The organism is Endozoicomonas sp. SESOKO3 (genome assembly GCF_024606255.1).
Genome location: NZ_JAHHPR010000609.1, coordinates 1 through 13,710, shown reverse-complemented (window position 1 = coordinate 13,710; position 13,710 = coordinate 1). Strand labels below are relative to the sequence as shown.

12 protein-coding genes are annotated in these 13,710 nt (G+C 48.7%); 5 read left to right on the top strand and 7 right to left on the bottom strand.

From position 1 onward, the window contains the following. The 6 genes from KDK18_RS10760 to rpsU all read right to left on the bottom strand — a co-directional run. On the bottom strand, window positions 1-1,020 hold a 1,020-nt coding region (locus tag KDK18_RS10760), incomplete at its 3' end, for a C2 family cysteine protease (protein ID WP_257254900.1). Between the two features lie 266 nt (window positions 1,021-1,286). Next, window positions 1,287-3,110 carry an RNA polymerase sigma factor RpoD gene (rpoD, locus tag KDK18_RS10755; RefSeq protein ID WP_257254899.1) on the bottom strand — a complete coding sequence of 608 codons (1,824 nt, stop codon included), beginning with the start codon at window positions 3,108-3,110 and terminating at the stop codon, window positions 1,287-1,289. A gap of 461 nt (window positions 3,111-3,571) precedes the next feature. Beyond that, a complete protein-coding gene (gene dnaG, locus KDK18_RS10750; RefSeq protein WP_257254898.1) occupies window positions 3,572-5,521 on the bottom strand; it encodes a DNA primase in 1,950 nt (649 codons plus the stop codon). Window positions 5,522-5,843: 322 nt separating this feature from the next. Then, window positions 5,844-6,395, bottom strand: a complete 552-nt coding sequence (locus tag KDK18_RS10745) for a hypothetical protein (protein ID WP_257254897.1) — start codon at window positions 6,393-6,395, stop codon at window positions 5,844-5,846. Window positions 6,396-6,683: 288 nt separating this feature from the next. Next, on the bottom strand, window positions 6,684-7,172 hold the full coding sequence (locus KDK18_RS14755) for a GatB/YqeY domain-containing protein (RefSeq protein WP_373691169.1): 489 nt from the start codon (window positions 7,170-7,172) through the stop codon (window positions 6,684-6,686). Window positions 7,173-7,266: 94 nt separating this feature from the next. Beyond that, window positions 7,267-7,482 carry a 30S ribosomal protein S21 gene (gene rpsU / locus KDK18_RS10735; protein WP_034839300.1) on the bottom strand — a complete coding sequence of 72 codons (216 nt, stop codon included), beginning with the start codon at window positions 7,480-7,482 and terminating at the stop codon, window positions 7,267-7,269. A 664-nt stretch (window positions 7,483-8,146) separates the two neighbouring features. Here rpsU and tsaD point away from each other — a divergent pair. The 3 genes from tsaD to KDK18_RS10720 are packed head-to-tail and all read left to right on the top strand — an operon-like array spanning window position 8,147 to window position 10,054. Next, window positions 8,147-9,202 carry a tRNA (adenosine(37)-N6)-threonylcarbamoyltransferase complex transferase subunit TsaD gene (gene tsaD / locus KDK18_RS10730; protein ID WP_257254895.1) on the top strand — a complete coding sequence of 352 codons (1,056 nt, stop codon included), beginning with the start codon at window positions 8,147-8,149 and terminating at the stop codon, window positions 9,200-9,202. Beyond that, window positions 9,195-9,560: a dihydroneopterin aldolase gene (folB, locus tag KDK18_RS10725; RefSeq protein ID WP_257254894.1), complete on the top strand. Its 366-nt coding sequence runs from the start codon at window positions 9,195-9,197 to the stop codon at window positions 9,558-9,560. Before tsaD ends, folB begins: the two co-directional genes overlap by 8 nt. Then, window positions 9,557-10,054, top strand: coding sequence for a 2-amino-4-hydroxy-6-hydroxymethyldihydropteridine diphosphokinase (locus KDK18_RS10720; RefSeq protein ID WP_257254893.1), 498 nt, complete (start codon window positions 9,557-9,559; stop codon window positions 10,052-10,054). The genes folB and KDK18_RS10720 overlap by 4 nt, the downstream gene beginning before the upstream one ends. Window positions 10,055-10,083: 29 nt before the next feature. On the opposite strand, the gene KDK18_RS10715 is transcribed toward KDK18_RS10720, so the two are convergent. Then, window positions 10,084-11,217 (bottom strand): hypothetical protein, encoded by a 1,134-nt coding sequence (locus KDK18_RS10715; RefSeq protein WP_257254892.1) that lies wholly within the window; start codon window positions 11,215-11,217, stop codon window positions 10,084-10,086. A 137-nt stretch (window positions 11,218-11,354) separates the two neighbouring features. Here KDK18_RS10715 and KDK18_RS10710 point away from each other — a divergent pair, with 137 nt between their 5' ends. Both KDK18_RS10710 and KDK18_RS10705 read left to right on the top strand, forming a co-directional pair. Beyond that, window positions 11,355-13,244: a hypothetical protein gene (locus tag KDK18_RS10710; RefSeq protein ID WP_257254891.1), complete on the top strand. Its 1,890-nt coding sequence runs from the start codon at window positions 11,355-11,357 to the stop codon at window positions 13,242-13,244. Window positions 13,245-13,342: 98 nt separating this feature from the next. Beyond that, the coding region (locus tag KDK18_RS10705) for a hypothetical protein (protein ID WP_257254890.1) at window positions 13,343-13,710 on the top strand (368 nt) is incomplete at its 3' end.

Genomic DNA, 13,710 nt, shown 5'->3' with positions numbered 1-13,710 from the left:
TATATAAACAATATCTTTTTCTTTGTCATAGCCAATCAGGCTATAGGCATGCAGGGTTTTGATTCCTGCAAACGGCCTTAACTCCAAGTGAATTGAAACTGATGGGTTAATAGAAACAGTCGCTGCTTTTTCATTATCAACAAAAGAGTTGAGTTGCTCCCTCAATCGTTCCTGAGTTTGAAGTTGCGGGTTGATGTAATAGGAGTCTGAACTCATTAGTACAGCTAAAGCATGCTGCTCATATAACCCGCTCAGTTCTGAGTATTGACCGTATTTGCGTTGTGCCCACTCATCTTGTCGACGACTATTAATGAACCTTTTCGAAAGATGTGCGTAAGCGGCTTCCAATACAGCCAGCCAGATACCGCCATCGCGTGTTTTGGCAAAGTCTGAGTGATGCATTACTTCCCTGAATTGAATAAACACGCCAGTACGAATGCCGCGAAAAGCAATGCGTAATTCCTGTTCATCAACCGGCGTATGAAAGTAATTGAATATCAGTCTTTTTCCGGTTTCAGAGCTGGCAATTGAAGCCAGCGAGGCAATCAGAACACAATCTGGAAAATGCCCCTGCAGGAGATTGTCTGGAGTAATACTGGTCAGACCGTGGGGAAAAAGTCTTCTATAAGTGTCGGCAAATGGTTGCCGCTCGGGTTTTGCAAGCCAGGCATCCCAGAAACTATTGTCCTGTTCATAGTGATACTTTGCGACTTGCCCCGACAGTTCAGCCAGTTCAATGCTCTCCCTGCTTAATGAAGCGGTGACGGGGTTTTGCCATGACTCGAAATTAACAAGGTACAGCCTGATGGTTTGGTAAAGGTCTTTGTTCAGATACGGAGCATGGTAGCCCTCAATTAACTCATCGTAGGAGAGCAGGCCATCAAAGTCTTTATCAAGTGCACCTGCCAGCTCTGGGAAGTGGCGGTATGCCGCCGGGTAGCCGGGTGAGAATTCCCCACCAATAACCTGTGCAGAAAAAAAGAGCAGGCTGGTCAGTAACAGAGCTTGTAATCGATCCATAACGTTTTACCTCCCTGAAAAGAACCTTGTTGGTATTACGCAGAAGCCTCTGGTGTGGGCCGAGGTTGCGCGCGACCTGTTAAACATTAGATGGCAGGAGGCAGCTAAGAGTTCATATATAGGTCAGTGAAATGGACACCCTTGTTAGCAGAGCGACCAACGATAGGCGGTTTACTTTAATCAGATGATGATGGGTAGACATAAAAAAACCGCACTCTCAAAGCTGAGAAGTGCGGTTTTTTCTGGCACTTGAGGGCAGGAAGATATTACTCGTCCAGGAAGCTTCTCAGGTGATCCGAGCGCGTTGGGTGACGCAGTTTTCTCAGAGCTTTGGCTTCGATCTGACGGATACGTTCACGGGTAACGTCGAACTGCTTGCCCACCTCTTCCAGAGTGTGGTCTGTGTTCATGTCGATACCAAAGCGCATGCGCAGAACCTTCGCTTCACGAGCTGTCAGGCCAGACAGCACGTTGCGGGTAGATTCTTTCAGACCTGTACCGGTAGCACGATCGATAGGGGACTGAATCGTCGCGTCTTCGATAAAGTCACCCAGATGGGAATCTTCATCGTCACCGATCGGTGTCTCCATGGAGATAGGCTCTTTGGAGATTTTCAGTACCTTGCGGATCTTGTCTTCTGGCATTTCCATCCGAACAGCCAGTTCCTCGGGAGTGGGCTCACGGCCCATCTCCTGTAGCATCTGTCTGGAAATACGGTTCAACTTATTGATGGTCTCAATCATGTGAACCGGAATACGGATTGTTCTGGCCTGGTCCGCAATGGAGCGGGTAATAGCCTGACGAATCCACCAGGTAGCATAGGTCGAGAACTTGTATCCGCGACGGTATTCGAATTTGTCTACCGCTTTCATCAGGCCGATGTTGCCTTCCTGAATCAGATCGAGGAATTGCAGGCCACGGTTGGTGTATTTCTTGGCGATGGAAATAACCAGACGCAGGTTAGCCTCAACCATTTCTTTCTTGGCGCGACGGGCACGGGCTTCGCCCAGAGACATTCTGCGATTGATGTCCTTGATTTGGACCAGCGTGCAGCCGAACTCCTTTTCAATGGTGATCAGCTTTTTCTGAGCACGAACAATTTCATCCCTGTAATGGTTAATGGCTTTAGCATAGTCAGCGCTGCCGGAAGTAATGTCATCAATCCATTGCAGACTGGTTTCGTTGCCCGGGAAAGTGCTCAGGAAAATCTTGCGAGGCATTTTCGCGCGGCGAACGCAGTATTGCATAATCGCACGCTCATTGCCCCGAATAGTGTCCAGAGTATTTCTGATGCGAAAAACCAGCATGTCAAAAATACGGGGCACCAGTTTCAGGGGCATGAAGGCCAGAGTCAGCTCATCCATTGCAGCTTTGGCTTCTTGTGAGCCAAAGTCATGCTTTTCGAGAGTGCTTAGAACCTTCTCATGGCCTGCGCGAAGGAGATCAAAGCGCTCCTTGGCTTCTTCCGGGTCGAGGCCGCCAGCGTCTTCATCTTCATCTTCATCAGAGTCACCATCGTCGAAGTCTTCTCCGATGTTCTCGACAGAGGGGGCAGGAGGGGCGACAGGTTCTTCGGAATCTGGATCGATATAGCCACTGATCAGATCGGTCAGGCGGCCTTCTTCTTCTATAATCCGATCGTATTCGTCCAGAACAATCTGAACGGAACCAGGAAATTTGGCCAGAGCTGACATGACTTCACGCAGCCCTTCTTCAATGCGTTTGGCGATCTGGATTTCGCCTTCGCGAGTCAGCAGCTCGACCGTGCCCATTTCACGCATGTACATGCGTACAGGGTCAGTGGTTCGACCTGCTTCCTGTTCAACAGCTGCAAGAGCTGCTGCTGCTTCTTCGGCAGCAGCCTCATCGGTATCGGCTTCTGACAACAACAGGGTATCGGCGTCCGGCGCTGTTTCGTAGACGGTAATACCCATGTCATTGATCATGCGAATGATATCTTCAACCTGATCAGGGTCGGAGATGTCTTCAGGAAGATGGTCATTTACCTCAGCGTAAGTCAGGTATCCCTGTTCCTTACCGCGAGAGATAAGCTCTTTCAGTCGGGATTGTTGTTGCGAGTTAGCTGACATATCAACCCTTTAACAGCGAAAGTGGAGTGCCGGACGAAAAAAACGTAAGCAGGCAATTATAGCTCATAAAACATGAGGTTTTCCACAATAATGTGTAAAAGAGTACACTTTCGTGGATCTGCACGATGTTCAGTGGACGGGGCACCGGAAAAACGGTCCATGAAAAACAACACATGGTGAGGATCCCCTTCCTTGGCTTTTTTACCGTGAAAGCACCCTCTCACAACAGGTGAGTCAGTTAGATGCTTTGTTCGCTCATTGCTGTTTCAGACCGGATTCAGAATCAGGTGTGTGGTTAATAACGGCTTCCCACATGGCACAGTGAAGTCCAAGTATATACCTAAAAATACGTGCGTCGCCATAAATAAAGCGATAAAAAGCAATTTACAATTTGTTTACAACAAGGGCTGAAAAAAAGGCGTTTGTCGTTGACTGCTCGGTTTTTTGAGGTTGTCAGAAGGCTATTTTTTGGTGTTGGTGGTTGTGGGTTTGATACCGAGTTTTTTCTTTTGCTTTTCGAGAAGAGCTTCCAGAATGCTACGTTGTGCCGAGTCTATCTGACCTGGCTTCTTCTGTGAAAAAGTCTGTTTCAGAGAGAGTGTCGTCTGTTTGTGCTCAAGCTCCCGGACCGTATCCCTGATTCGCTCTATCGCTTCGTGGAATTCCTGGTCGTTAGGTTGGTGTCCAAGCTCCAATGATGCAATTTCCTGAAGTCGGATGCCGTGTTGGGTGCCGTGCCATTGTGCAATCAGGGCGATAGTTGGGAGTTTAGGTTGTTCCTGAAGCGTTTTGATCAGGGCAATGAGTAGTTGTGTATCAGGATGCTCATCGCCTTCCAGCTCACTGATTGATTTCACATCGGCCGCTAGTTCAGGGTTACAGAGCAGGTGGCGGATGGCATAAAGGGATCGACCTACTTTTAATGGGGCAGGAACGGGTGGTTCGTACTTTTCCTTAAAATCTTTTTTAAAGGGTTTGCGCTCGAAAGTGTGCATCTGAGGTTGATAACTTTGGACGGCCTCAGGCTCATAATGTGTTTCCGGATAATAGTCGGCTTCAGCAGGTATAGGGTGGTTGTCGTATGCAGAGTCGGCGGCAGGCTCGGGTTCATTCTTTTCATTTAAGTAGCTTGCCAGGGTGTCAGTATTCAAACCGGTGATTTCTGAAAGCTTCTGCATCATCATCTGTTTGAACAAACTGTCGGGAATCTTGTGCAGGTGAGGTTGTGCATCGTTGGCCAGTCGTGAACGTCCGTCCATGGTATTAAGGTCAATACCGTCACTAAGCTCCCGGAACAGGAAGGTGTCGAGGCTGAGAGCTGTGGCTTTTATTCTTTCCAGAAAGGCATTGGCACCTTCCTGTCTGACCATGCTGTCAGGATCTTCTCCCTGGGGTAAAAACAGAAAGCGTGCCTGATTGCCGTCTTTCATATGAGGAAGTGTCGATTCAAGGGCGCGCCAGGCTGCTCGTCTGCCTGCACTATCGCCGTCAAAGCAGAATACGACTTCCGATACGGTTTTAAAAAGTCTCTGTATGTGATCCGGGGTCGTTGCAGTGCCCAGGGTGGCAACAGCATTGTTGATTCCCTGCTGAGCTAGAGCCACAACATCCATGTAGCCTTCCACGACAAGAATGCGTTCAAGGTGACGATTGTGTTTTTTGGCTTCGTAAAGTCCATACAACTCCCGTCCCTTATGGAAAATAGGGGATTCGGGAGAGTTGAGGTATTTGGGTTTGGCATCCCCCAATACCCGACCACCGAAAGCGATGATTCGTCCCCGGGTGTCATGGATAGGGAACATGATTCGGTCGCGGAAGCGGTCATAACGGCTTTTGGTTTCTTCTTTTTCCACCAGCATGCCGGTCTTAACCAGCAGGTCTTCTTTCTCCTGATTCTCTGCCAGATGGTTTTGAAGGTTGTCCCAGCCCGGTGGGGCAAAGCCGATACCGAAACGTTGGCATGTTTGACCGTCCAGTCCTCTCTGTTTCAGGTAGTGGATCGCTCGTGGTGCATCAGAAGCCTGAATCAATTGTTCGTTGTAAAAAGCGTTAGCTTGGGTCATCAGTTCATACAGCGGGCTGTGATCCGGACCGCGTTTTTGACTGTGTTGTTCCCTGGGAACTTCCAGTCCGACCAGGCTGGCCAGGGAATCCACGGCTGTCGGAAAGTCCAGATGATCAAAATCCATGACAAAGCCCAGGGCGTTACCACTGGCACCACAGCCAAAGCAATAGTAAAACTGCTTGTCAGGGCTGACTGTGAATGAGGGGGTTTTCTCCTGATGGAAAGGGCAGCAGGCGGAGTAGTTTCTGCCAGTCTTCTTAAGCTTTACCCGGCTATCAACAATGTCTACGATGTCCAGGCGGTTCAGCAGGTCATCAATAAATGTCTGGGGGATGCGTCCGGCCATAAATGCTTATATATGCCTATAAGTGTGAGCGTCGGCCATTGAAGTAAACAGACCGGCACCTGAAACAGTGACTTGATCTTATCATCGTCACTGGGCGGTTGTCAGCGATTGTTGCCAGCGTTGATGACGGATTTGCTCAGAACGGGTCCGGTTAAGGATTTGCCTGAACGTTTCTGCAGTTTATTAGCTTGATCGAACGTATGAAAATTTTGTCTTGTGAACTTTGTATGCTTTTTTGACCGTACGATTGTACAAAAAAATACAGACGCTACTCCAGGTCGACCTCCTGAACGACCTCTTGCTCTAATTCTCTGCGGGGACACTAAAGCTCGTGCTCAAAGGGTCTGATTTTTTTTGTTACTGTACAGCTTTTAAAATTTCCCTTTATATGCTCAATCATACCAATGGAAAGAGTTTCGTCAGTTAAAGGCTGAATATTTAAATTGTAAAATGCTGTCAAAATATCCGTTGGCAAGTCTTTGTCCTCAAATTTTTTAGAATCTGTCAAGCCGGTTAATAACAGCATTTTTTTTGTGCTCACTCCATCTTTACGATTAATAGCATCTATATAAAACCACAACTTGTAATTCTGAAAATCAACCAACTTACCATTGGCTTTATCATAAATCACCAAAGAGTATTGGCCGTAAGAGCCTGAGCGATATTTTTCAAGTATGATGCCCTCCGATAAAGGTACGTAAAAATATTGATCATTTGAATATTCAAGATCGGATTGATAGGTAAATAATATACTGCAAAAATAGTTAGTAATATCCTGATGCCCTTGCCATTCTCCCATGAAAGATTCTTCAGAGGAAAAAGAAGTACAAGCAAAAAACAAAGATGATAGAACAGCGATTTTTGTAGAGATCATCGTATACAGGCTCATATTCGTGAATCATCAATCTATATTCCAGAAAAAAAGAACATAAACATTACGACTCTCACTGAAAGGTAAGAGGGCCTCTGAGTGAAACGCAGGCTGGTTTTGCCAGAGCCGAAAAAACGGTTTTGCCGCAAAAGGTAAAACGGAATAATCGGAGGCCAGTGATGAGTAAAGATAGCACCCTTTTTCACGGCTTGGACACTCACAACTAAAAAACCACCGTCGCTTATATCGGTGAAGATCGACAGTGTACCGTTCAGGACTTTGGTAGCATTGCTACTCAGCGCCGCTCTGCACTGCGATGTTTATTGCATGATCCGTAGACTGCAGAGCATGGCGTCCAGATGATTTTTCGCTAACCAAGCCGGTCCATCTGGTCGCTGGGTATATCGTGGCCTGCGGCAGAAGAAGTCCAATCATGCGCGTACTCCGGGCTCCGCTTTCGCGAATGGTTGCTGAGGCGAGTTGGCTGATTTCTTTGGTGCTGAGCCGGAAAGGCAGAAAGTCCGGAATGATGGACAGTTCCGGTTTTTCCTGATGAGCCCGATGGGGGTGCCCTGCAGACTCGAACTGGTTGCTGGCATCGCGGCGTTGCTTGGCCATCTTGTCGAGTGCTGCAAGGGCACGGATGTCGTCAATCGACTTTTCGTCTACTTCGACTCGCTTAAGCTCGATAAGAGCCGGGCAATGGTACCCAGGTGAACCCTGTCGCGATAGTGCATGATATCCTTCATTGCAGCAGTCAGTTGTTCCTTGGCCTGACATTCGCTCATGTTCTTACCTCAACACGTCACTTTCCCGAAAGAAAGTTTCGAGCAGAAATTTGGGGGTCGAAGCTATCAAAACCGGAAATCCGGTCTTAATACAGACGCTCGCGACGACGCTGTTCGCGCTGTAGTTTTTTCAAATGACGCTTGACAGCTGCTGCCGCCTTGCGCTTGCGAACGGAGGTAGGCTTTTCGTAGTGTTCACGACGACGTACTTCAGCCAGTACACCAGCCTTTTCGCAAGAGCGCTTGAAACGGCGCAGCGCTACATCAAACGGTTCATTTTCTTTAACTTTAACAGCAGGCATGCAGAGATCACCTTCCTATAAAAATAGTGAGTACATTAATAAAGGTTTGCAGCCCGGCATCACAACATTTGCTATTGGCACCACCTACTCTCCTTCAGAAAACTTTGCCTTTTAATCCCGGACCAAGGCTGGCCGGGCAAGGATTTATTCCCTGATCTGGCGGTTTTCATAATAAATGAGTCACGCCAGATAAAGAGTAACCGGTTGAGCATTCACACTTTTTCCCGGAGATCAGCAGGGCTGATTCCCTGAAGGGCCGTGCGAAGAAGCTAATTCCGACCCGCAAAACAAGTCTGAAAAAATGTCCAGACTAGCCGCGTATTTTTAAGGGTGGGAATTCTATAGACTATTTTCAATAAATGCAAAAACCCGACCTGCTTTCATCCCTTGAAGAGTCTCCGGGGTTGCTGTGCCTGGCATTTCCCGCAAAGGCTGCTTTGCAGTATCATCCCAGACCCTGCTGAAGGAAGTGGGCAGTGACGTTGTATGTTGGTTTTTATTATCCGGGTTGTTGTTATTTATGCTGACTTTGATGGACTGGAAACCTGTCCGGGTGAAGGTAATCCACAGGATCTTTGAGTATATCTGACAGGCCGATGTTCACCGATCGTGGCATTGCTATAGCGGAAACAGCTTTTGATGAAAACAGTAGTGGGTTTTAAAGATGATAGTGCTGGGGATTGAAACATCCTGCGATGAATCAGGCATTGCCCTTTATCACAGTAAGAAAGGGTTGCTGGCAGATGCTCTATACAGCCAGATTGGAATGCATACCGAGTACGGTGGTGTTGTGCCTGAACTGGCCTCCAGAGATCATATCCAGAGGGTTCTTCCTCTGATTAATCAGGTGCTGGAAAAAGCCGTCATCACACGCGAGCAGATTGATGCCGTGGCCTACACTAAAGGTCCGGGCCTGATCGGTGCCCTGATGGTGGGAGCCTGTATAGGTCGTTCCATGGCTTGGGCACTGGGTGTTCCTTCCGTGGGTGTCCATCATATGGAAGGGCATTTGCTGGCTCCCATGCTGGAAGAAAACCCGCCTGAGTTCCCTTTTCTTGCCTTACTGGTGTCAGGTGGTCATACCCAATTGGTACGGGTTGATGGTATTGGTCAATATCAGCTGCTGGGCGAGTCTATAGATGATGCCGCCGGCGAGGCTTTTGACAAAGTGGCAGCTATGCTGGATTTGGGGTATCCCGGTGGTCCCAGGGTTTCTAATCTTGCGCAGAAGGGCGCCGAAGGACGCTTCCGTTTCCCCCGGCCGATGTGCGATCGCCCCGGACTGGACTTCAGCTTCAGTGGTTTGAAAACCTTTACGCTCAATACTGTGGCTGCCTGCAAAAAAGAACGTGAGCTGACCGAGCAGGATCGAGCGGACATTGCCTGGGCATTCGAAGATGCCGTGGTCGATACTCTGGCATTCAAATGCCGTCGGGCTCTGAGACAGACCGGTTTGAAACAGCTGGTGATTGCCGGTGGTGTGAGTGCCAATCGCAGGTTGAGAAATCAGCTTGAAACCATGGCAGTAAAAGAAGGCGGAAGCCTTCGTTACGCCAGGGCTGAGTTTTGTACAGACAATGGCGCAATGATCGCCTACGCCGGTTGCCAGCGTCTGCTTGCTGGTCAGACGGAGCTTCTTGAAGTGGCCCCAATGCCACGCTGGAATATGGAAACACTGGAAGCCGTTAACTTGAAGTCAGAGGGCAGTAACAATGGATAAGGTTCGTATCGAACAGCTGGAAACCCGTGCTGTGATTGGTGTTTACGAATTTGAGCACGAAGCACCTCAGCCTCTGATGATCGATTTAGAACTGGAAACTGACTTTTCCCGGGCATTTCGTTCTGACGACCTGGACGATGCCCTGGATTACGATGCTATCAGTCAAGCTGTCAGAGCCTTTTGCGAAACGTCCCGATACGCTTTGCTGGAAGCTCTGGCGGGCGGGATCATTCAGTTGATTCAGGCGAATTTCAATGTTGGCCGGGTCGGTGTACTGATCCGCAAACCGCAGGCATTGAGAGGTGCTTTAGCCTCCGTGTGGTGCGAACGAACCAGGGAAGAGATGCGCCAGCCATGACACTTTTTTACATTGGGATAGGCTCCAATGATGAGGCCGAGAAAAACTGTTGGCAGATGATTCAGGCCCTTCGCCAGCAGTTTGGTACGCTATTGGTCAGCAGCCTCATTCAAACGTCTGCCGAGGGTAACGCGATGACAAAGGAGAAAGTAGCTGATTATTATAATGCTGTCGTCTGTTTTGAGAGCGAAGCGTCATCGACCCTGATTAACAGCTGGTGCAAGCAGATAGAAGACCGGTTAGGGCGAGTCAGAGGCAGCCTCAAATGCCGGGCTGATCTCGATATTCTTCAGGTGGTTGAGGATGTCCGCGAAGTGAAGGTCAGCGCCATCGAGGAAGTTTACTATCGGCCCTTGCTAAAACAGTTATGGAATTTTCAAAGGGGCAGGCCAATCAGTGTTTTTACCGGTGCTATTAATCTGGCGTTTGAAAAAGGCGTTAAGCTTGGCAATCAGCCTTGCCTATTGCCTGAGCTTGAATTCGAAGCTGTCTGATCATCAGCCCCTTGAGGGGCTCAAGGATTCTAACGATCCAATTGTTTCTGCATTTGTAACACTCTCGTTTTTCTTAGTTCTTCACCCACCGCCTTGCCCTTAAAGCCCCGGGCAACAATCTCTTTGGCATTGATCGAAAGGCAGAGAGTGAGCAAGGATTTTATCCTGTTCTGGTCGCTTTCGGAGAGTGTCCTTTCTTGAGTTTCGGCAATGCAGCTGCTGGCTCTCAGAAAGGCTTCGAAGCGTTCTGTCCGCCTGAATGCATCGGTGTTTTCAAACAGAGTCATCCACTGTTCTGCTGTTTTGTCTTCAGCGTGCTCGATTAAATAAGCACTATGCCGAAAAGTCAGGCTGGCGAGTTCTGCAAACTGGGAAGGTGTTTTCAGTCGTTTAACCAGTGCAGTAAGTAAATCTCCGGAGAGTTCTTTTTCGGGCGCAAAGGTGACTGCAAATCGTACGTCACAGGACGTTTGTTGAGTGGCTGCTGTCCGAAGTGCTCTTATGCCAGTCGAATTCTCTCTCAGGTGAGGAACCCATTCCGGCATGACTACATTCATGGCATGGCAGTTCGAGAGTACTTCAAAAAAGATTTCAGGGGCGGGCTCGGACAGGGCGCGCGTGGTTTCCTGCCAGACTCGCTCGGGAACCAGATAGGAGGCTTCACCTCTTTTTACCATAGAGGTCATCAAGTCAAGAGTCTCGGGGGCCACCCTGAACCCCAGATGATGGAACCGGGCAGCAAATCGTGCTACACGCAGAATGCGCAGGGGGTCTTCCTGGAAGGCCGGGGACACATGGCGAAGCAGCTTGTGTTCCAGGTCTTTTCGGCCGCCATAGGGGTCATAGATATGGCCATGATCATCCTGGGCCATGGCATTAATGGTCAGGTCTCTGCGGATCAGGTCTTCTTCCAGTGTGACGTCGGGGGCTGTATGAAAAACAAAGCCGCTGTAACCGTGACCCGACTTTCTTTCGGTTCGGGCCAGTGCATATTCTTCTTTGCTGTCAGGATGAAGGAAGACCGGGAAGTCCTGGCCAACAGGGTGAAAGCCCTTATTGGTCATTTGCTCAGGGCTGCTGCCAACCACGACCCAGTCGTGATCTTTGACCGGAAGATTCAGTAACTTGTCTCGGACGGCACCGCCGACCAGAAAAATTTTCATGTCACCTCTGTCTGTATCGCTGAGTAAAATATCTTAACTGCTCGGATGCTGTTGTAGAAATCTCTTTTATCAGGTGTTCTATCCTTCCCTTCTGTAAACCGAAAAGCAAGGATAGAATTATTAAACACTCACTCCTTATGGCACTGATGTTGCCGCTACTGTCGTTGCCTGTTGTTTGTCAGGCCAAACCGTTGACAAAGCGCTTTATTGTCGAGCTTCAGCAGGATGCAGGTTTTCCAAACCAGAACTTTTTTATAGCGTGTGACCAGCATAAATTGACGCACAGCCCGTTAATCATTGCTAATACAAACGGGTATTCAGGATCAGACGTGCTGTTTGATAACAAACGACATAGAGCTAACAGTTACGGGATAAAAACGAGCTTTATTGAGTCGATATTCTGGCAATGGCATTACGCCACTCACCTGCTGGTTGGTTACAAACTGATCCTGACCACCAAAGGCGCAGCTCTACGTTCCAAGCCTTATTCACGGCTACCGGTAGAGGTGGTCATTACTGTCGTTTGGCTTATAAAAAGCTATTGGAGCCCAGATTCAACGCTGTTTCACCCGATTGAACAAGAGACAGCATCTATTTTGGCTCATGGGGGGCACCCGTTTGCAATCACCACTATGATGCCTGGCGCTGGACATGACCAACAACAGGGCCAGCGGTCAGAATCATCTGACCAGCAAGCCATAAAGACCAACAATCACCTTAGAGGCTATTTCACGGGTCTTCTGTATTCGGACTCTGGCGACGGTAATGGAGGCCCTGAACAACAATCACATAATCTGGGTTTAAATTGTTTTGTCCATCCCTGTCATGGCGTTTGTGAGTTGCGACCATCATCCAACTTATCCGATAGCGGAGTGCTGAATTCCGTGGAAAGTTCGACAGGACACAAAGAAGTAATACCCGAACAAAGCTCATGCTCCCGTTTGGCCAAAAGACATGGCTACCATTGCAACTCTGAAGGCGGAATCGCCATAGACGGGGTCGCCTCAGACTTAATAGGTGCTGGTGCAACCGATACAATTGACTCTGTAAAGCTTGCAACCTGCTGCCTGACTTTGGTAGGGAAGGAGAGTCAGCAGCGAACATGCGCGACAGTCTTTAGGTATGCTAATGCCCAGTCGTCTCATAAACGTAAATACCACAGCGGGGAAAAAATTTGTGACGTGGCTGTGGTTGGGGAAGATGGTCAGAAGAGGCCTTGCGGAAAGGTCTGCAAGCATGCTCAAGGCTTGTCGGATCACAGAAGAAAAGCACACACCGGACCACAAATCTGCGCCGTGACCGTGATTGGGGAAGACGGTCAGCAGCGGCCATGCAGGAAGATCTACATCAGTGCCAAAGCTCTGTCGGATCACAAAACAAGAGAGCACACCAGGCAACAAACCTGTGACGTAACTGTAGTAGGGGAGGATAGCCAGCCAAGGCCGTGCGGGAAGCTCTGCAGAAGTTCCCAAGCTTTGTCATCTCACAAAAGCAGAGTCCACACCGGGGAAAAAACCTGTGAGGTGACCGTGATCGGCGGGGATGGCAAGAAGCGGCAATGTGGAATGGTCTGCAAAACTGCTCAGGCCCTGTCGAATCACAAAGGCAGAATCCACACCGGAAAACAAATCTGTGACGTTACCGTAGTCGGGGGGAATGGCAATGGGCAACCATGTGGAAAGGCCTGCAAGAATGCTTTAGCTCTGTCATCTCACAAAAGCAACTTCCACTCAGGGGAAAAAAAGTGTGACTTGACCGTGGTTGATAAGGATGGCCAGCAGCGGCTATGCGGAAAGGTTTGCAAGAATGCTCAAGCCCTTTCAGATCACAAAAGAAGAAGCCACATCGGGCAAAAAAACTGCGACATGACATTGGTCGGGCTGGATGGGCATCAACACCCATGTGGGAAAGTCTGCAAGAGTGCGAAAGCCCTGTCCGAGCACAAAAGAATGCATCGAAAACGCAAGCCTGTTGATCTGAACCAGGATAATGGCCTCAGTTCTAAAGGAGGTAAAGTGAATGAATAACTGACACCCGTCCTTTTATGAGGTGATCTATCCTTCCTCTTTGTAAATTAGAATGCAAGGATAGAATTATTAAACATTCACTCTCTGCGGCACCACTGTTGCTTCTTTTATTCCTGTCTGTCACCTGTCAGGCCGAATCGCTGACACGACCCTTTATTGTCGAGCTTGAGCAGAATGTAGTTTTTCCAAACCAGAGGTTTTCTACAAAACCTGACTTGCATACATTGCCGGGCGACCTGCCAGGCATTACCGATACAGACGGCTACGCACGATTAACTTTGCTGCCTGAAGAAAAACGACATAGAGCTGATAGTTATGGAATAAAAACGACCATCATTGAAACGATTTCGTGGCAATGGCTTTACTTCACCCATTTACTGGTTGCTTACGAACTGATCCTGTCCACCAAAGATGCCTCTATAAGCGCCATCCCTTATTCGTGGCTACCCATAGAAGTGGTTGTCAT